The sequence below is a fragment of the Zhongshania sp. genome (assembly GCF_047636175.1).
Lineage (GTDB): Bacteria > Pseudomonadota > Gammaproteobacteria > Pseudomonadales > Spongiibacteraceae > Spongiibacter.
In genome coordinates this window covers 1-18,992 of sequence record NZ_JBLIKC010000031.1, presented here as the reverse complement: position 1 = coordinate 18,992, position 18,992 = coordinate 1, and the positions used below count along the sequence as shown (strand labels likewise).

The 18,992-nt window shown below is 51.6% G+C and carries 17 protein-coding genes; 10 read left to right on the top strand and 7 right to left on the bottom strand.

Features of this window, described 5'->3' with window-relative positions; translation table 11 throughout:
* Nucleotides 1–75 precede the first annotated feature (75 nt).
* The 8 genes from prmA (at nucleotide 76) to coq7 (ending at nucleotide 9,739) form a co-directional block, all read left to right on the top strand.
* On the top strand, nucleotides 76–963 hold the full coding sequence (gene prmA, locus ACI955_RS15470; RefSeq protein ID WP_415244642.1) for a 50S ribosomal protein L11 methyltransferase: 888 nt from the start codon (nucleotides 76–78) through the stop codon (nucleotides 961–963).
* Between the two features lie 17 nt (nucleotides 964–980).
* Nucleotides 981–1,832 (top strand): zinc-ribbon and DUF3426 domain-containing protein, encoded by an 852-nt coding sequence (locus ACI955_RS15465; RefSeq protein ID WP_415244641.1) that lies wholly within the window; start codon nucleotides 981–983, stop codon nucleotides 1,830–1,832.
* A 115-nt stretch (nucleotides 1,833–1,947) separates the two neighbouring features.
* The gene (gene dusB, locus ACI955_RS15460; protein ID WP_415244640.1) at nucleotides 1,948–2,943 is read left to right on the top strand and encodes a tRNA dihydrouridine synthase DusB; all 996 of its coding nucleotides are present in this window, start codon (nucleotides 1,948–1,950) and stop codon (nucleotides 2,941–2,943) included.
* On the top strand, nucleotides 2,940–3,251 hold the full coding sequence (gene fis, locus ACI955_RS15455) for a DNA-binding transcriptional regulator Fis (RefSeq protein WP_415244639.1): 312 nt from the start codon (nucleotides 2,940–2,942) through the stop codon (nucleotides 3,249–3,251). Before dusB ends, fis begins: the two co-directional genes overlap by 4 nt.
* A 58-nt stretch (nucleotides 3,252–3,309) precedes the next feature.
* Complete coding sequence (gene purH, locus ACI955_RS15450) at nucleotides 3,310–4,890, top strand: bifunctional phosphoribosylaminoimidazolecarboxamide formyltransferase/IMP cyclohydrolase (protein ID WP_415244638.1); 1,581 nt, start codon at nucleotides 3,310–3,312, stop codon at nucleotides 4,888–4,890.
* Between the two features lie 143 nt (nucleotides 4,891–5,033).
* Nucleotides 5,034–6,311 (top strand): phosphoribosylamine--glycine ligase, encoded by a 1,278-nt coding sequence (purD, locus tag ACI955_RS15445; protein WP_415244637.1) that lies wholly within the window; start codon nucleotides 5,034–5,036, stop codon nucleotides 6,309–6,311.
* Nucleotides 6,262–9,057, top strand: coding sequence for a response regulator (locus tag ACI955_RS15440; RefSeq protein WP_415244636.1), 2,796 nt, complete (start codon nucleotides 6,262–6,264; stop codon nucleotides 9,055–9,057). The genes purD and ACI955_RS15440 overlap by 50 nt, the downstream gene beginning before the upstream one ends.
* Nucleotides 9,058–9,097: 40 nt before the next feature.
* Nucleotides 9,098–9,739 carry a 2-polyprenyl-3-methyl-6-methoxy-1,4-benzoquinone monooxygenase gene (coq7, locus tag ACI955_RS15435; RefSeq protein WP_415244635.1) on the top strand — a complete coding sequence of 214 codons (642 nt, stop codon included), beginning with the start codon at nucleotides 9,098–9,100 and terminating at the stop codon, nucleotides 9,737–9,739.
* Between the two features lie 4 nt (nucleotides 9,740–9,743).
* On the opposite strand, the gene ACI955_RS15430 is transcribed toward coq7, so the two are convergent.
* A complete protein-coding gene (locus ACI955_RS15430) occupies nucleotides 9,744–10,154 on the bottom strand; it encodes a VOC family protein (protein ID WP_415244634.1) in 411 nt (136 codons plus the stop codon).
* Entirely contained in the window at nucleotides 10,147–10,569 is a 423-nt protein-coding gene (locus tag ACI955_RS15425; protein ID WP_415244633.1) for an OsmC family protein, read from the bottom strand. Before ACI955_RS15425 ends, ACI955_RS15430 begins: the two co-directional genes overlap by 8 nt.
* 175 nt (nucleotides 10,570–10,744) lie before the next feature.
* On the opposite strand from ACI955_RS15425, the gene crp reads away from it, so the two are divergent.
* Nucleotides 10,745–11,383 (top strand): cAMP-activated global transcriptional regulator CRP, encoded by a 639-nt coding sequence (gene crp / locus ACI955_RS15420; protein ID WP_415244632.1) that lies wholly within the window; start codon nucleotides 10,745–10,747, stop codon nucleotides 11,381–11,383.
* A gap of 32 nt (nucleotides 11,384–11,415) precedes the next feature.
* Here crp and trpC read toward each other — a convergent pair whose 3' ends face one another.
* The 5 genes from trpC to plsB form a co-directional block, all read right to left on the bottom strand.
* Complete coding sequence (trpC, locus tag ACI955_RS15415) at nucleotides 11,416–12,222, bottom strand: indole-3-glycerol phosphate synthase TrpC (protein ID WP_415244631.1); 807 nt, start codon at nucleotides 12,220–12,222, stop codon at nucleotides 11,416–11,418.
* Entirely contained in the window at nucleotides 12,219–13,274 is a 1,056-nt protein-coding gene (gene trpD / locus ACI955_RS15410; RefSeq protein WP_415244657.1) for an anthranilate phosphoribosyltransferase, read from the bottom strand. Before trpD ends, trpC begins: the two co-directional genes overlap by 4 nt.
* Nucleotides 13,275–13,279: 5 nt before the next feature.
* Nucleotides 13,280–13,864: an aminodeoxychorismate/anthranilate synthase component II gene (locus ACI955_RS15405; protein WP_415244630.1), complete on the bottom strand. Its 585-nt coding sequence runs from the start codon at nucleotides 13,862–13,864 to the stop codon at nucleotides 13,280–13,282.
* Nucleotides 13,864–15,384, bottom strand: a complete 1,521-nt coding sequence (gene trpE / locus ACI955_RS15400; protein WP_415244629.1) for an anthranilate synthase component I — start codon at nucleotides 15,382–15,384, stop codon at nucleotides 13,864–13,866. The genes ACI955_RS15405 and trpE overlap by 1 nt, the downstream gene beginning before the upstream one ends.
* 327 nt (nucleotides 15,385–15,711) lie before the next feature.
* Complete coding sequence (gene plsB, locus ACI955_RS15395) at nucleotides 15,712–18,189, bottom strand: glycerol-3-phosphate 1-O-acyltransferase PlsB (RefSeq protein WP_415244628.1); 2,478 nt, start codon at nucleotides 18,187–18,189, stop codon at nucleotides 15,712–15,714.
* Nucleotides 18,190–18,469: 280 nt separating this feature from the next.
* On the opposite strand from plsB, the gene ACI955_RS15390 reads away from it, so the two are divergent.
* A partial coding sequence (locus tag ACI955_RS15390; RefSeq protein WP_415244627.1) for a protein adenylyltransferase SelO family protein occupies nucleotides 18,470–18,992 on the top strand: 523 nt, incomplete at its 3' end.

Genomic DNA, 18,992 nt, shown 5'->3' with positions numbered 1-18,992 from the left:
GGTCTATTTTCGAATAGACCCCTTTTTCATTTCCAACGCCAATAGCAATAGTATTTTCAACAACAAGAGCACCTCATGACCTGGTTACAACTACGACTCGACGCCGACCCCGCCACTGCCTCCATACTTGAAGATGCGCTCTTGGACGTAGGTGCCGCCGCTGTCACTATGGAAGACAATGCCGACCAGCCGGTGTACGAACCCGGCGTGGGTGAAACCCCCGTGTGGCAACACACCCGAGTAACAGGCTTGTTCACCGCCGACACCGATATGACGGCCACGCTCGCGCAGCTACAAAGCCATTACGGCCAAGCACTGCCTGCGCTGCGCATAGAAATATTAGAAGACCGTGATTGGATACGAGAGTGGATGGACAGCTATCATCCCATTCAATGCGGCGAGCGCCTGTGGATCTGCCCAAGCTGGCGCGAGCCTGTCGACCCCAAGGCGGTAAACTTGCTCCTTGATCCCGGCCTCGCCTTTGGCACTGGCACGCACCCCACTACTTGGCTGTGCATGCAGTGGCTAGACCAACAAGACCTGAGCGGACTCACTGTGATCGACTATGGCTGCGGCTCTGGCATTTTGGGCATAGCCGCCCTGCTGCTGGGCGCCGAGAAAGTCATAGCGGTGGACAACGATCCGCAGGCGCTACTCGCCACCCGCGACAATGCCCGCCGCAATAATATCGACGATGCCCGCATCGAATGCCTGCTCCCCGAGCATATTCCCGACGGCTTGCACGGTGATATGGTGGTCGCCAATATACTTGCCGGTCCATTAACCGCATTGGCATCGAGCCTTGCGGCCGCGCTCAACGAAGGCGCAGCTATTTGTTTATCGGGTATATTACAAAGCCAAGCCGAAGAGCTAATGGGCTGTTATCAACAGTGGTTTAACGCGCTTAATCTGACGGCAAAAGACGAGTGGGTTAGGATAGCCGGCACTAGAAACCATAGTTAAGGCGACGAAACACCGAGATGAATACAATAAATACCACCCCAAAAAGCATTCAGTGTCCGCAATGCGAAACCCGGTTTAGAGTAAAAGCCGAGCAGCTGCTACTTGCGGACGGCTTAGTGAGGTGTAGTGTCTGCATGAGTATTTTCAGCGGCATTGATGAACTCACCGATGCCTCGATACTGCTAACAGACCTAGATGACAAGACACTCAGCACTGATAGTGAACTGGAGCGAGCGTCGTCGCCAACTCTGAATATTGAGACCACATTAAATGGCATAAACGCCGAAGAAGATGGCGCCCTCACCGGCGAGCCACCGGAGTTAGACCTACTGACCGGCCTGAGTACTGTCAACCACGACTTTGAATACCACCAGCCGCGTCGCGTCGGCGTCCAGTGGTTTTGGCTAGTCGCCAACACCATCGCCCTAGTGGTACTTATCGGGCAAATTGCACTTTGGCAAAAAGCCGCCCTCTTCGCCAGCCCTATTGGGGACGAGCTCCGCAAACTTTGTCCGCTGCATCCGTCAATCTGTGAAAATCCGGCACAAAAACGCAGTTCGGCGGTAACCGATGTTGTCAGTACCAAGCTGGTGGTCCGCAAGCACCCCTCAATTGACAATGCACTCTTGGTCGACACCATCTTGTTAAACCGCGGCCCAGCCAGTACTAGCTTCCCTGAACTACAGCTGCGCTTTAGCGATATTAACAACCGCACCATTGCCACGCGTTCATTTAAACCGGCGGAATACCTTGCTGGCGAACTCACAGCCGACGCCAACCTAGCAAGCCAGCAACCCGTTCACATCGCCCTAGAAATCGTCGACCCTGGCCCAGCTGCAGTCAACTACCAGTTACAGCTGCTGCCGTAAAGCCGATTTTTTACGCTCAAAACTGGTTATTTTTTGAGCGCAAGACTTCCGGTGACGTCGTTGAACGAGTATTATGGCTGCCCTGTTTTCCTACGATTAATTTCCCTTTACGGGCATGGCGATGATCCAAATTGGTCCTCACAAGCTTCCTGCCCGAGCCGTATTGGCGCCAATGGCAGGTATTACCGATCTGCCCTTTCGCCGCCTGTGCCGCGAGTTCGGCGCCGGCTTAACCGTATCCGAAATGTTGATCAGCGACGCCGCGCTATGGGACACCCGCAAGAGTTATTTGCGCCTAGCCCATGACGACAACACACCGCGCGCTGTTCAAATTGCCGGGGCAGACCCGCTAATGATGGCGGATGCAGCAAGACGCTGTGCAGACATGGGTGTCGACATCATCGATATCAACATGGGATGCCCAGCTAAAAAGGTCTGTAAAAAAGCTGCTGGTTCAGCGCTATTAAGAGAACCAGAATTAGTAAAAGAAATAATAACTGCGGTTGTCGCAGCAGTAGATATACCCGTTACGCTAAAAATACGTACCGGGTGGTCACGCGACCAACGCAACGGAATCGACATTGCCAAGCTTGCCCAAGATTGTGGCATTCGCTCATTGGCAGTGCATGGCAGAACTCGCGAGTGTCGCTATTTAGGGAATGCTGAATATGACACCATCGCGGCAATAAAACAGGCCATCGATATTCCGGTATTTGCCAATGGTGATATTTGCTCGGCGCAACACGCCAAGCAGGTATTGGACTACACCGGTGCCGACGGTGTAATGATAGGCCGCGGCGCGCAGGGTAAGCCCTGGCTGTTCCGCGAGATCAACACCTATCTGGCGACTGGCAAGCTAGCCGCCCCAGCAACACCAGGGGAAATAAAACAGGTAATGCTGAATCATCTCAGCGCCCTTTACCGGTTTTACGGTGAACACCAAGGACTGCGCATCGCACGTAAACACTGTGCATGGTATTTGCAGGAGCTCGATCCCACCACTGGTTTCCGCGGCATATTCAACCGCCTTGAGTCCACCAGTGCACAACAAGATGCTGTACATCACTACTTTGAACAGCACGAACAAAACCTAGAGGAAGCCGCAGCATGAATTTGACCAGCATAGACACCCCCCCAGTCGCTGAAACCACCACTGCCCCAACAACCGCCGCTAACGACGACATCAGTAAAGCAAAAACCCTGCGCGACAGCGTGGCGATTGCCCTGAACAACTATCTTGCCACCCTCGATGGTCAGGACGTCTGCGATGTTTACAATATGGTGCTCTCAGAAGTTGAGGCACCACTGCTCGAAGAGGTGATGCGCTACACCCGTAACAATCAAACCCGCGCCTCTCAGATGCTGGGCTTGAACCGCGGCACCCTTCGCAAAAAACTCAAACAATACGATTTACTGTAATACCGTTCGACACCGCTTCCCCTTAGCTATTATTTAAACTCAAGGTAACCCAATAGGCATGACTACAGACAACCAGCCCCGCCCCGTTAAACGCGCCCTTATCAGTGTTTCTGATAAATCCGGCATTGTCGATTTCGCCCGTGAACTCACCCAATTGGGGGTCGAACTGCTTTCTACTGGCGGCACCTATGCTCTGCTGAATCAAAACGACATTGCGGTAACGGAAGTGTCTGATTACACCGGCTTCCCCGAAATGATGGATGGCAGGGTGAAGACCTTACACCCCAAAGTCCACGGCGGTATCTTGGGACGTCGCGGCATTGATGACGGTGTCATGAGCGAGCATGGCATCGACGCCATCGACATGGTTGTTGTCAATCTATACCCCTTTGAAGCGACCGTATCCAAACCCGGTTGCACCTTGGAAGACGCCATCGAAAATATCGATATTGGCGGTCCAACAATGGTTCGCGCGGCAGCTAAAAATCATCGCGACGTGGCGATTGTGGTTAACGCTATAGATTACCAAACTATTTTAGACGAATTGCGCGCCAACGATGGCTGCACTCTTCACGCCACTCGCTTTGATCTAGCCATCAAAGCCTATGAGCACACCGCCGCATACGACGGTATGATCGCCAATTATTTTGGCCGCATGGTACCAGGTGGCACTGAGAAGTTTCCGCGCACCTTTAATAGCCAGTTCATCAAAGCCCAAGACCTGCGCTACGGTGAAAATCCACACCAAGATTCTGCATTTTATGTTGAGCGCCACCCTAGCGAAGCTTCAGTCGCAACGGCTACTCAACTACAGGGCAAAGCTCTGTCATACAATAATATTGCCGATACCGACGCCGCACTAGAATGCGTTAAGTCTTTCGTTAAACCCGCCTGCGTTATTGTTAAACACGCCAATCCATGCGGCGTGGCAGTGTCTTTAAACGGTATTCACGAAGCTTATAATTTGGCCTTTGCCACCGATCCTGAATCCGCATTTGGGGGTATTATTGCCTTTAACCGCGAACTCGATGCGGCCACCGCAAAGGCGATCTGTGAGCGTCAATTCGTCGAGGTTATCATTGCCCCGAGCGTCAGCGAAGAAGCGGCAGCCATCGTCGCAGAAAAGAAAAACTTACGCCTGCTCACCTGCGGTCTATGGGGCGCCAGCAACCCAGCATTCGACTATAAGCGTGTTAACGGCGGCCTGCTTGTGCAAGACCGCGACCTTGGCATGATCGGCGCCGACGAACTGAAAATTGTGACTAAACGCCAGCCCGAACAAAGCGAAATTCACGATATGATTTTTGCATGGAAAGTCGCCAAATTCGTGAAATCAAATGCCATTGTCTACGTTAAAAATCGTCAAACGATTGGTGTCGGCGCAGGCCAAATGAGCCGAATTAACTCTGCGCGTATCGCCGCAATTAAAGCTGAACACGCCGGCCTCACCATTAAAGGTGCAGTCATGGCATCGGATGCCTTTTTCCCCTTCCGTGACGGCTTAGACAATGCCGCTGCCAACGGGATTGCCTGTGTTATCCAGCCCGGTGGTTCTATCCGCGACGATGAAGTGATTGCCGCAGCCGATGAACACGGCATCGCCATGGCCTTTACCGGCATGCGTCACTTCCGCCACTAAGAAAGAAAAATCTTTTGGGCGATCCCGGTTTCGCTCAATTATAATTATGGTTGCTAAACCCAGCCACATCTTATTTATAGCAGGAGGAAGTACACGTCAGAGGGCGCGAATCATTTATATCGCGTTCAACGTGTCGCGGAACCATGAATGTATTGATTATTGGAAATGGCGGTCGCGAGCACGCGCTAGCGTGGAAGGCAGCTCAGTCTGCCGAGGTAGCCACCGTCTTTGTGGCACCCGGCAACGCTGGCACCGCACTTGAGCAAGGCGTTGAAAACGTCGCTATCGCCATCAATGATTTCGCCGCGCTGGCAGACTTTGCCGCCAGTAACAATGTCGGCCTGACCATTGTTGGTCCCGAAGCTCCGCTAGTCGATGGCGTGGTAGATTACTTTAATCAGCGCAAACTTCCCTGCTTTGGCCCCAGCAAAGGTGCTGCTCAACTAGAGGGCTCGAAGGCCTTTACCAAGGATTTTCTAGCCCGTCATAATATTCCCTCCGGCAGCTACCAGAACTTTACCGAACTGGAACCGGCACTGGCCTATCTGCGTGAGCAAGGTGCGCCCATTGTGGTAAAAGCCGACGGTCTTGCCGCAGGCAAGGGCGTTATTGTTGCCGAAACCCTCAAGCAAGCAGAAGATGCTGTGCGCGACATGTTATCCGGTAATGCCTTTGGCGATGCCGGTTGCCGCGTGGTCATTGAAGAGTTTTTAGAAGGCGAAGAAGCCAGCTTTATTGTGATGGTAGACGGCGAAAATATTCTGCCCATGGCCACCAGCCAAGATCACAAGCGGGTTGGCGACGGCGATAGTGGCCCTAATACTGGCGGCATGGGTGCCTACTCCCCAGCGCCAGTGGTGACACCCGCAATCCACCAACGGATTATGGATGAGGTCATTATTCCCACTGTGAAAGGCATGGCGAGTGAAGGCAATCGCTACACTGGTTTTTTGTATGCCGGTCTAATGATTAATGCCAACGGCGACCCCAAAGTCATTGAATACAACTGTCGTTTTGGTGACCCTGAAACGCAGCCGATTATGTTGCGCCTGCAATCAGATTTAGTGGCGCTATGCCTGGCGGCAATAGCCGGCAAGCTAGACAGCGTCAGTGCCGATTGGGATCCCCGCCCTGCAGTTGGCGTGGTAATAGCTGCGGGCGGCTATCCCGGCGCTTATAAGAAAGGTGATGCGATTAGCGGTATTCCAGACGGTAGCAGCAGTGGCAAAGTTTTCCACGCCGGCACCCAATTGGAAAACGGCAATTTAGTCACTAACGGCGGTCGAGTACTCTGCGCAACCGCAATGGGCGACACGGTTAGTGCCGCACAACAACTTGCGTATTCAATTGCCAAACAGATAAAGTGGCAAGATGCCTTCTACCGTAACGACATTGCTTACCGCGCCATTGCCCGAGAGTAAGTTGGCCAAACACCTGCTGTGTGCGGTATTGCTGCTGTTATCTATCACCGCACACGCAGCGCCAATTTTAACGGTAACCTCAAATCAGGGCGCAATCTCGCTCGATGGTTTCAGCGATCTCATCGAAGATCCAAATAAACTCTACCGCATCGATGATATTTTAAGCACCGCCGTTAATCGCCAGTTTCGTCCCGCAGAAAGTGGTGATTTCAATCTATCCCAGAGCATTGGCAGGTATTGGTTTCGCTTTACCCTCAGTAATACCAGTAATCAAATAATCCAGCAGTTGCTACAAGTCATGCCGGTAGATCTCAACGCAGCCCAGCTATACACAGAAGCTGGACAACACATCGCGCCAATGTCCACCGACGACTTAATTCGCACCGAAACTCTATTCTCTATTCCAGTGAACGCCAACAGCAGCACCAGCTATTACCTCGCCCTCGAGTATCCCTTCGACCGTCAACTCGAGCTAACCCTGCACGATTACACCAGTTTTCTGGGTGATGTCAGCCAGCGCGAGTTCCTGAACGCATTATTTTTCGGCATTGTTATCAATCTGCTGGTATTCAATCTCATCAATGCGGCGCTAACCCGTGACTCACTGTTTCTCATTACCGCGATCTACGCCCTGCTTGTGATTAGCGGGCAAGTCACTGCCTGGGGCTATATTGGCGCCCCGCAAGGATTATTACCCCCCTGGAATGGCTACGGTCTTATCCTCGTTATTTTAGGTATCAGTCTGGTTGATTTAGTCTACGCGCTGCGATTTCCAGTTTTCCCACCCGGCAATCCCGGTCGGTGGCATACCATCATTCGGCTATTGATCATCGTCGATGTCGTGGGTGTGGCACTCAGCGTCATCGGCAATGACACTGCGGCGGTCATCACCATCTACACACTGTTCCCGCTGAACTCCATCGCGCTATTATTTATTGCCCTCAGCTCCTTTTTCCAAACTTACAACCGACTCATTTTTTACTACATGGTCACGCGAATTCTAATCGTGTTGACTCTAAGCTTAACAATGTTTAGTTATAGCCTCTCCATCATCACCGCCACCAGCACCAACTTGATCTTAATTTTCTTGGCCACTGCGGCCGGTACCGCTCACACAGCGCTATTAATCGTCCGGCATCACCAGCGGGAGCGCAAACAGAATCTAGACGAGCAAAGTATCACCATCTTGGGCGCCGTAAATCGTGCCAAAACCGACATTCTCGCGCGGATAACCCACGACATTCGAACACCAATGAGCGCCATGCTCGGTGTCTCAGAACTCTTGCAAGAGACCCGGCTCACCGCGAATCAAGAAGACCACGTGCGCACCCTGCAACGTTCCGGCCACGAACTCTTGCAATTACTTCAAGAAGCCAGTCAAGCAACCCGCTTTAATGAAAATGACATTGAGCTCCGCACTGAGCTATTAAGTGTGCCGGAGATTATCGACGAATCTGTTTCCGGTTTCCGCAATATTGCCGCCGAACAATCCTTAGAATTTATTTGCGACATTGATAGCAATGTAAACGAAAAGCTCATCGGCGATTCCTCACGCATTCGCCAATTACTGTCGCACGTGATGAACAATGCCTTTGAACACTATGAGTCAGGCTATATTCTCCTTAAGGTCTACTCTTCAAGCCTGAAACAAGGCTTACTCCACTTTGAACTAAGCCATCGTGGCAAACCCTTTAGCACCCTCGAAAAACTCGCCCTTGACGGCTCAACATCTGAGCAAGACGGCATCATCAATACCCGTCTAGCCATCGTCTCACAGCTAATAGCACTAATGAACGGCGGCGCCGCGGTGCGAACATCGCCTAACGGGGTGCATACTCTGCGTTTTTCCATACAGCTGGCGGTGCCTAATAATGATGACGCTAATACTTTGCAAATTCGCACTGGCTTACTAAGTAATAAGCGGCTACTAGTTGTCGACAGTAACCAGACCTTCTGCAAAGTCGTTAGCAAACAGTGCGGCAACTGGGGAATGCCCGCATTTACAGCCAATAGCGACAGCGCGGCAATCGCCACTATCCGCAATCAGTCGCTCTTAAACGCCCCCATCGACATTATTCTCATAGACCACACTCTAGCGGGTGGCGGGCTGGCACTAGCTCAGCGAATATACGACGAAACCAAGGATCAACAGAACACCCCGATCGGCCTGATGCTCGCCCACGCCAATATCATCTTCGACCGCGACAAACTGCGCGCTGCTGGTATCCGCCGAGTACTAAGCAAGCCGCTCACCGGCATTGCTCTGCGCAGCGCCTTGCTCGCCGAATGTCACTTTGACGCCAATGCGGTTAACCACTTGCCAGACCAATATCAAACCGATGCCCTCACCTTAAATTCATTGGAATGCTTAATCGCGGAAGACAATCCCACCAACGCCCAAGTACTAACCCGCATGCTAAGCAGCCTCGGCATCACGGTGCATCGCGTTGAAAATGGCCAGCAAGCGGTCAACATATTTATGCGCAAACGCTTTGACGTGGTAATCATGGATGTCGAAATGCCGATCATGGATGGCGATGAAGCGACTCGTCAAATCCGTCAGTTCGAAAAAGACGAAGAGCGCGAGCGCACCCCCATTATTGGCTTAACCGCCAATGCCCTAGACGAGCAGCGCGACAGCTATTTGCGCGCGGGAATGGATCTACATTTGGTAAAACCAATCCGCCTATGGGAACTTGCCGAGGCCATCAAACGCTGGACAGGCTATCAGAAAAACAAGTCATGACCCCCTATTTCGGCTACAATATCCTCCGGAGGTCAATGCAATGACTAGACAATACACCTTACTTGATCGCGCCCTGATGGGAGCAGATCGAAGTCTAAAAACTCTTATTAAAGGCAGTAGTACTGCCCGGCGACAGAGTCCTGCCCAGCACATTAGCAGCTCGCTCAGTACCGACCAGGATCGTCGCCATGTTGCCGGCTTAATGCGAATTAATCATACCGGCGAAGTCTGCGCTCAGGCCCTATACCAAGGCCAGGCACTAACGGCAAAAAATGCCCATGTTAAGGCCTCTATGGAGCATTCCGCGACCGAGGAGATTGACCATCTTGCCTGGTGTGAGCAACGCCTGCACGAGCTTCAAAGCCACACCAGTCATTTAAATCCGCTGTTTTACGCCGCCTCATTTGCAATTGGCGCTGCAGCGGGTGTAATCAGCGATAGAGTTAGCCTTGGTTTTGTTGCCGCCACTGAAGATCAGGTCTGCGAACACCTGCGCGAACACCTGCAAACACTGCCGGCTGATGACCAAAAATCACGCGCCATACTCCGGCAGATGCTAGAAGACGAAGCCGAGCACGCCGCCAAAGCGATAGCATCAGGCGGTCAGATTTTCCCAAGCCCCGTAAAAAAAGCCATGAGCTTGATGTCCAAGGTCATGACCGGCAGCACTTACTACGTATAACGAGCTAGCGGCCGCTGATAGGCGGATGAAAAATGAGTTGTACCAAATTGCCGTCGGGGTCAAGACAGTAAAAACTGCGGGCACCGTCACGGTGAGTGCGCGGCTCGGTCTTAATACTCACCTGATTCGCCAATAAAAACGCATGCCAAGCATCCACATCCTCTGGGGCATTTAAAATAAACCCGATATGATCCAGACGCTGCCCAGCTACCGGCCGAAGCGGACCCTGATAGCGGTGCAGGGCAAGATTGTCATTACCCGAACACAAAAAGATATTATCTGGGTCTGGCTGCCACTCCACCGTCATACCCATCAAGTCAGTATAGAAAAAGAGGGTCTCGTCGAATTTTTCCACAAACAGAGCAATATGGCGCATACCACCATGTGGCTTAGGACGAACTAGCTTCTCAGACACTGTCGATGACCTCATGGCTATGGCTGACTTCGACGCCAGCGGCCGCCATCATAATAGATGCGGAACAATATTTTTCAGCGGACAACTCCACAGCACGCTTTACGTGCGCTGGCTTTAAATTCTTACCACTAACAACAAAATGCAGGTGTATTTTTGTAAAAACGGCGGGCACCGCATCGGCGCGCTCGGCATCCAGATCACAGCGACAATCAGTCACATCTTGACGCGACTTCTTCAACATAGTCATCACATCAAATGACGCGCAACCGCCCATCCCCACCAGTAGCATTTCCATGGGGCGAATCCCCATATTGCGGCCACCATGATCTTCCGGACCATCCATCACTACCGAGTGACCACTTCCCGACTCGCCGAGAAACATAACACCGTCTACCCACTTAACCGTCGCTTTCATTTCACCCTCATAGCGATAACAAAAAATTTAACTAAGCTTACCACAGCGTCCAGATTCTAGCTCGCCATGGCCGGCAAAGCAGGTCATACTAAAGGCAGTCATGGGCCGAAAACATAATTTAAATCTGCCCAAAAATTAGTAAATGGATTTACTGTTTTAACGAGAGTCCCAAGCTGTGTTGAATCCCTTAAAACCAGAAATAGCCGATTTAGAGAATTTTCTCACCCACTGCCATCGGCGGCGCTACCCCAGTAAAAGTACACTCATCTACGCCGGCGACGCCAGCGATGCCCTGTACTACATTACCGAAGGCTCAGTCACCGTCATTATTGAAGATGACGAGGGTCGCGAAATGATCGTTGCCTACCTCAATAAAGGCGACTTCTTCGGAGAAATGGGAGTTTTTGATGAAGATATTCCACCAACTCGCAGCGCTTTAGTTAAAAGTCGCACCGAGTGCGAAATAGCTGAAATCAGCTATACCAAATTTCGCGAGCTCAATAAGCAATACCCAGACATACTCTTGGCGCTGGGCAAGCAAATGGCCAAACGGCTGCGACTAACCACCCGCAAGGTCGGTGACCTTGCGTTTTTAGATGTCACGGGCCGCGTGGCTCGCACGCTCTTAGACCTCTGTAAGCAACCCGACGCCATGACTCATCCCGACGGCATGCAAATCAAGATCACCCGTCAGGAAATTGGTCGTATCGTGGGCTGTTCGCGGGAAATGGTTGGCCGGGTGTTAAAGACCTTGGAGGAACAGGGATTGGTGCAAGTAAAAGGTAAAACCATGGTTGTCTACGGCACCCGTTAGCGCACTCAATTAGCACCCGGATGCCGCAACACTTAGGCAAATAATTCTGCCAATTTCTCGCCGGGCTCAGGCGCTCGCATAAAGGCTTCCCCCACTAAAAAAGCATTAACCCCGTGTTCGCGCATTGCAGACACATCCTCTGCGGTGTGAATACCACTTTCGGTCACCACAATATAGTCAGCGCTGATCGACGTCAGTAAATCGAAAGTATTCTGCAGCGAGGTTTCAAAATTATGTAAATTGCGATTATTAATGCCCACCAAGCGATTACCCAGTGGTAAGGTTCGCGCCAACTCCTCGGCGTTATGAACTTCAATCAAAACATCCATCCCCAATCTCTGAGCCAGTTTATTGAGGTCTGTCATAGCCTCATCATCCAGCGCTGCGGCGATCAATAAAATACAATCTGCACCAATCGCGCGCGCTTCATAAACCTGATAAGGATCGATAATAAAATCTTTGCGGATCACCGGCAGCGAACAGGCCGCGCGTGCCTGCTGTAAATGCGCCTCCGCACCTTGAAAAAAATCCGCATCAGTTAATACTGATAAACAAGCTGCTCCGCCCATTTCATAGCTTGATGCGATATCGGCTGGATTAAAGTCTTCGCGAATCACGCCCTTAGAGGGTGACGCTTTTTTCACTTCAGCAATCACCGCCGACTTACCGGCAGCCAGCTTGGCTTCTATTGACTGCACAAAACCGCGGGGTGCCGATGCGCTGCGTATCTGCTCTTGCAATTGAGCGATCGACACCCGTGCAATGCGCTCAGCGATCTCTTCACGCTTGCGATCAAGAATTTTTTTGAGCACCGTTGGGGTACTGCTATTAATCATCATAGCTCAGCCTCAGTAGTAGGATTCAGGCCCTGACTAAAAGCCGCCAGCTCACCCATTTTCTCTAGCGCTTGACCACCATGAATAGTGTCCTCGGCCAAGGCCACACCGTGCTTTAATGTACTGACAACACCCGCCACATATAAGGCGGCGCCAGCATTAAGGGCAATCATATCTGCCGCTTTTTTACCCGCTTCGGTTTCACGCTTACCTAAGGCATCGCGAATCAGAGCCAAGGAGGCATGGCTGTCTGAAACATCCAGACCCACCAAACTCTGACTGTTTATTCCCACATCTTCAGGTGTCAGCAGATATTCACGAATCTCGCCATCTTTAAGCTCGACCACTTCCGTGGCGGTCGCCAAACTAATTTCGTCCAAACCATCTTTGGCGTGAACTACCATCACATGCTCGGCGCCCAAACGCTTTAAGACCTCAGCCAAGGGCCGGCAGAGCTCGGAACTAAACACGCCCAGCACCAGACGCGTCACTCCCGCAGGGTTGGTCAGCGGCCCTAAAATATTGAAGATCGTGCGCTGGGCAATATCACGGCGCACACCAATCGCGTATTTCATAGCGCTGTGATGATTAACCGCAAACATAAAGCCAAGGCCCACTTCACGAATACAGCGCTCAACCTGCTGGGGATTCAAATTGAGTTCAATGCCAGCGCTTTCCAATACATCGGCACTACCGCTTTTAGATGACACCGAGCGGTTGCCATGCTTTGCCACCTTGGCACCCGCTGCGGCAATAACAAAGGTACTGGCCGAGGAGACATTAAATAAATTGGCGCCATCGCCACCGGTGCCAACAATATCCACCACGTGGTCGAGGCCATCAATATTCACCGGTGTCGCTAACTCGCGCATAACTCGGGCGGCACCTTCAATCTCATCCAGACTTTCGCTTTTCATACGCAGCGCAATAAGAAATGCGGCAATCTGCGCATCGCTGCATTTACCGGTCATAATATCGCGCATTACCGCCGCCATATCGTCGGAACTCAAGCTTATACTGCGCACCACTAAAGCCAGTGCATCTTTAATGTTCATATCGCTCATGCGCTGCGCTCCAAAAAGTTTTTAAACAGCTCGTGGCCCTGCTCTGACAGAATCGATTCTGGATGAAACTGCACGCCCTCAATATCTAAGGTCTTGTGGCGCACGCCCATAATTTCATCTACTGATCCGTCGGCGTGTTGGGTCCATGACGTAACTTCCAAACAATCCGGCAAGCTGTCTTTTTCAATCACTAAAGAATGGTAGCGGGTCGCCACTAGCGGATTATTTAAACCGCTGAATACACCACTATTGAGGTGGTGCATCGGCGAGGTTTTACCATGCATCACGGCGCGCGCGCGCACAATCTTGCCACCAAATGCCTGACCAATACTCTGATGACCCAAACACACACCGAGAATAGGAATCTCGCCAGCAAAAGCCTTAATGGCCGCCAGTGAAATACCCGCCTCATTGGGCGTACAGGGACCAGGAGAGATCACTAGGTGGGTGGGCGCCAGTGCGCGAATCTCGTCAACGGTAATCTCATCATTGCGCAGCACTTTTACATCGGCGCCCAACTCAGCAAAATACTGTACGACGTTATAGGTGAAGGAGTCGTAATTATCGATCATTAATAACATTATGACGCCTCCCCTGTTGAGTTGGTCTCACTGGCTACCGTGCTTTTTACCGCACCCTGCACCATCGAGGCCGCTTTAAATACCGCTCGGGCCTTATTCATAGTTTCCTTCCATTCCAGCCTAGGCTGCGAATCGGCAACAATACCGGCGCCGGCTTGAATATGAAGTTGATTGTCTTTGATCACTGCGGTGCGAATCGCAATGGCGGTATCCATATTGCCATTCCAACTTAAATAACCCACCGCACCGCCATATACACCGCGTTTTACCGACTCTAACTCATCGATAATTTCCATGGCGCGGACTTTCGGTGCGCCGCTTAATGTGCCAGCGGGCAACGTGGCCCGCAGCACATCCATCGCGGTAATATCGTCACGCACTTGCGCGCGAACATTAGACACAATGTGCATGACGTGGGAGTAACGCTCCACCACCATTTTATCACTCAATTCTACCGTGCCAGTTTTAGCAACACGGCCGGCGTCATTACGCCCTAAATCGATCAGCATTAAGTGCTCGGCAATCTCTTTAGGATCGGCCAGCAATTCTTTTTCAAGCGCCAAGTCTTCGGCTTCAGTATGTCCACGGCGACGCGTACCCGCGATCGGACGAACCGTTACTTCGCCGTCTTCCAGTCGCGCCAAAATTTCTGGCGAAGAGCCTACAATATGAAAGTCGTCTAAATTGAGGTAGTACATATAAGGCGAGGGATTAAGGTGACGCAACGCTCGATAAAAATTAAGTGGTGAGGCGGTGAATGGAATACTTAGACGCTGCGACAACACCACCTGCATCACATCACCTGCCAGCACGTATTCACGCACTTTTTCGACGGCATCCTTGAAGTTATCCTCACCAAAACTCGATACAAAATCTGCTTCAGCGACACCGTCGGCATCCAGATTTAGCTCAGGCAGCGGTGGTGACACACCGCGCAGCATCAGCTCGTAGGAATCCAATCTTTGCTGTGCTTTTGCATAGGCTTTGTCATCTGTCGGATCCGCGTGGGTAATAATTTTAACGGTGCCAGACAGGTTATCAAAAACCAGTAATTCCTCTGATAACATTAATAAAACATCTGGTGTCCCCAAGACATCACGCGGCGTTCCCAAAAGCAACTTGGGTTCTATATAACGCACACAATCGTAGGCAAAATAGCCGACCAGACCACCATAAAATGCCGGCAGTTCGTCAATCTCAGGCACTTGATAGCGCGCCTGAAAAGCTTCTACAAAGGCTAGCGGATCTTCACACTCATGGGTCTCTATTACATCGCGATCACAGGCAATCGTGACGTGTTTGCCTTCGGCCCGCAGCACTGTTCGTGCGCCCAAACCAATAATAGAATAGCGCCCCCATTTCTCACCACCGTGTACAGACTCAAACAGAAAACTGTAGGGCGCTGCGGCGAGTTTTAAATAGGCACTGAGAGGAGTGTCAAGGTCGGCGAGCACATCGCGATAAACCGGTATCCGGTTATAGCCTTGCTGCGCCAGTTCATTGTATCGCTGGGCTTGCATGATAAATCCTTAAAAACGGGGGTCGGCTTAGTGATCTGCTAGTTGCAGTAATTTGCTTATTGCAAGAGCTACCATCGCCATCGACGGCAATCACACAGCAGTATTATGCGGGCGTTATGCGCCATTTTTTCGGACTCGTCACACGTCATTAGAATAATGGATATTGTAACCGAGCCAGCACCATGGGGAAACCTCAAAAATAGTTGCCACTGCAGACGCCGATCGGTGCGCCCCATGCCCGCATCAGGCGCCGGGGAATTTAGGAGCCTAAGGCCCTGCCAGCTCAAGCTTTTAAGTAAGAAGTGTCAAGCCAAGGCATTCGCACCATCACTCATCATTGTCGGTCATTACTGGCTTGCGAATAAGCTGCTGCATACTTTGCTGCACATCGGGTCCCAGCAGCGCCACCCAGCGCTGCGACAGCGCCTCCAAGCGTTTATCAACCCGCAAAAGCTCACCGGTCTCATGCTCGGTCGCGAGCAATAAACCCTGCTGAATCAAGGTGTCGATATAGCCACGGAAAAGATTTTTATCAAAGTATTCCGGTGCTTCTCGACCACTCAATATTGCCAGACGCTGAGCCATCTCAATAGTATGGAGTTCAACATCGTCACGCAGGGCGGGTACTTCAGAAATATCCTGCACCAAAAGCAAACTGGTAATGGTGTAACGTTCAAAGGTCTCACGCAAAATTCGGCCCAAGCCCGTTAACACCGCATAGCCTTCGGTGCCGACATTGGCCCGACTGAGACTGTCACCCGCACTCTCTCGAGTAAGTAGATTAAGCGCCACGAGATTATTAATTTGCTCTTTTACCGCAGCAGCGCAGTCCTCAATTTTCACGCGCAGGAATAATTCATTTTTAACAAAGGGGTATAAAAGGACACAGCCGTCTATCAGCTCTGCCTCACTCACAGATTGACTGTGACGGAAAAACCGCGCAATCAAACTCGGCAAGGCCAATACATGCATAACCGAATTGCGGTAATAAGTTAGCATCACCGCCTCTCGGCCGGTGGCGGTAATAATCGGGCCCCAGGGATGATCTATTCTAGAAAGGCCGGCTGTCCGCGCTGCCTGCTCAAAAATCTCTTTCGCGCTGCCTTCGGGCAAAGTGACATCTGGGCTATAGGGCAAGCGTCGTAAAATCGCGATAAAGTGATTTATTTGCAGCAGCAACTCATCTTCCGCCATCGCGTGCTGCGGACTAGACAGTAAAATCATCGCCACTAAACCGATAGGATTAACCACCGCCGCCGCATTAATCCGCTCCATATTTTCCTGTGCAATGTAGTCAATAACCGCGGGCACAAAGGAATCATCCCCCGCTTGGCTGCGTTTACGCCAATTGGGTTCTATATGACTAAAACACTCATCCAGACTTAGAGGTTGCCCAAAGGCCACATGAGGACTGCCATAGGAGGACTTAAAAATTTTGCGCGCCTTTAACAAGCCACTTGCCGATTCACTTTGCTTGCTCGCACCACGCAGTTCTTTGACGTAAGAGGCACTTTCCACGAGCTTGTCATAGCACACATAGACTGGCACCAAGGCCACTTTGCGTCCGGGCTGCTGCACAAAGCTCTCTACTGTCATTTTCAACATACCGCGCTTCGGCGGCAGTAAACGTCCGGTGCGACTTCGCCCACCCTCAGGGAAGAACTCGACCGGATAGCCCCGCCCCAACAGCACATCCAAATAAGACTTAAACACCGCTGAATATAATTTTTTGCCGTCAAAACTACGGCGTATATAAAATGCGCCGCCGCGACGCAGTAAACCACCGACTGGCCAAAAATTCAGGTTCACACCTGCCGCAATATGCGGTGGCACTAGACCCTGCACATAGAGGGTATAAGAAATCAGCAGATAGTCGAAATGACTGCGGTGAGATGGCATGTAAATTAATTGCCGATTATTGGCGGTCTCGCGCAGGCGTTCGATATGGTGAATTTTTAAACCAGAAAAAATTCTACGAAACGCCCAACTCAATATTAACTCAAGGGCGCGAATCATTCGTCCATCAAAATTAGCCGCCACCTCTTCAGCCATTTTACGGGCCTGCTTGTTGACCACCCCCGGCTTGGCAATGGATATTTCCTGCTCTTCAGCAATGGCATCGCGAACCGACTGACGACGTAATACAACATCAACTATTTGCTGGCGTGATAATAAGGTGGGGCCCAGACTTGCGGTTTTTCGCCTGGAATAATAAAACGACAACATGCGCGCCATAACTGCAGCAGCGGCCACCGGATCCTGCTTGCGCGCAACAAAAGTACTGAAGTGCACCGGCTGTGCGATATGAATAAGCACATTGCGACGCTGCGCCAATATAACCATGAGCTTGCGAAAGGCACCCGCCCGCTCACCGTCACCTAATAGCAATTTGAAAAACGAGGTTTCGCTGCCTGGGTCTCGCCCCCAAAACACCGATACCGGCACAATCCGCAGAGGGTAGTCGCCCTCGGCTGCCTGCGCGACCAAAGCAGCCATGGTATTAACTCCCCGAGAACCACCTCGCTGACCACCCAGTACCGGTAAATACAAACACGCAGCACGCTCAACCTCAGGTAATTTTCCGGCTCTCGCATTCAACATGGGTAGTTTGTAGGTCTTAAAAACTCGCTCCAGCAAAAACCGGTCAGTCCAGCTATGCTGCCGGAGTACGTAGCAAACCGGTTTGCCTTCTAATTGCGCATGTAATGACTCATCGAACTGCACCAACTTGGGTTTAATACCAGCAAGGAATGGTGCCGACAACATCCGACACAGCACAAAAAATAAACGGGTAAACCAAGGCATGATACGCAAATCCTTATAAAATGATGCCGTTTGTCCACGCCGTTTAGTCGCTCGGCATGGGACTTCTTACTGGTAAAATGAGCCCTCGGCCGCGATTTTACTTGGTCTATCTCGCCGCGTCGCGTTTTTCACACCCGAGCACGCGAATGATGGCCTCTTGCACGCCGCACTCACAACAACCGTCGGCGCCCCCAGAGCAAACGATTCCTGTATAATTAGCTGCAATCCAAGGTATAAAAACCTTAGCTAAATTGTCTTACCGTTTTATGCAGGCCATACCATGACTTCTACCAACAGCCCCGTTTTCGACAATAGCTACGTCCAACAAAACGAGCGATTTTACACTGCGCAGGCTCCAAGCTCGGTGCCAGCGCCGAGTTTAATCCGCATCAATGTCTGCTTGGCGACCGAATTAGGCATAGACCCGCAGTGGCTGGCCTCGCCCGAGGGCATTGCCAGCATGGCCGGCAACCATATTCCTGCCGGCGCTGAACCCATCGCCACCGTCTATGCCGGGCATCAATTCGGTGGCTGGAATCCGCAGTTAGGTGACGGACGGGCCGTCTTGCTTGGCGAGCTCATTGCGGACAGCGGCATCCGCTACGATTGGCAACTTAAAGGTTCAGGTCGCACTCCCTACTCCCGAGGTGGCGACGGTAAATCGCCCTTGGGGCCAGTACTGCGCGAGTATATTCTCTGCGAGGCGATGGCGGCACTCAATGTACCAACGACACGTGCGCTCGGTGCCGTGACTAGCGGCGAGCTCGTTTTTCGAGATCAGGCGCTACCCGGCGCGGTATTCA

Bases quoted from the DNA above. Each gene is read 5' to 3' on its own strand.
- prmA (WP_415244642.1), top strand. From the start codon at position 76: ATGACCTGGTTACAACTACGACTCGACGCCGACCCCGCCACTGCCTCC.
- ACI955_RS15465 (WP_415244641.1), top strand. From the start codon at position 981: ATGAATACAATAAATACCACCCCAAAAAGCATTCAGTGTCCGCAATGC.
- ACI955_RS15440 (WP_415244636.1), top strand. From the start codon at position 6,262: ATGCCTTCTACCGTAACGACATTGCTTACCGCGCCATTGCCCGAGAGT.
- trpD (WP_415244657.1), bottom strand. From the start codon at position 13,274: ATGAACATTAAAGATGCACTGGCTTTAGTGGTGCGCAGTATAAGCTTG.
- trpE (WP_415244629.1), bottom strand. From the start codon at position 15,384: ATGCAAGCCCAGCGATACAATGAACTGGCGCAGCAAGGCTATAACCGG.
- plsB (WP_415244628.1), bottom strand. From the start codon at position 18,189: ATGCCTTGGTTTACCCGTTTATTTTTTGTGCTGTGTCGGATGTTGTCG.
- dusB (WP_415244640.1), top strand. From the start codon at position 1,948: ATGGCGATGATCCAAATTGGTCCTCACAAGCTTCCTGCCCGAGCCGTA.
- purH (WP_415244638.1), top strand. From the start codon at position 3,310: ATGACTACAGACAACCAGCCCCGCCCCGTTAAACGCGCCCTTATCAGT.
- trpC (WP_415244631.1), bottom strand. From the start codon at position 12,222: ATGATGATTAATAGCAGTACCCCAACGGTGCTCAAAAAAATTCTTGAT.
- ACI955_RS15425 (WP_415244633.1), bottom strand. From the start codon at position 10,569: ATGAAAGCGACGGTTAAGTGGGTAGACGGTGTTATGTTTCTCGGCGAG.
- purD (WP_415244637.1), top strand. From the start codon at position 5,034: ATGAATGTATTGATTATTGGAAATGGCGGTCGCGAGCACGCGCTAGCG.
- coq7 (WP_415244635.1), top strand. From the start codon at position 9,098: ATGACTAGACAATACACCTTACTTGATCGCGCCCTGATGGGAGCAGAT.
- ACI955_RS15405 (WP_415244630.1), bottom strand. From the start codon at position 13,864: ATGTTATTAATGATCGATAATTACGACTCCTTCACCTATAACGTCGTA.
- fis (WP_415244639.1), top strand. From the start codon at position 2,940: ATGAATTTGACCAGCATAGACACCCCCCCAGTCGCTGAAACCACCACT.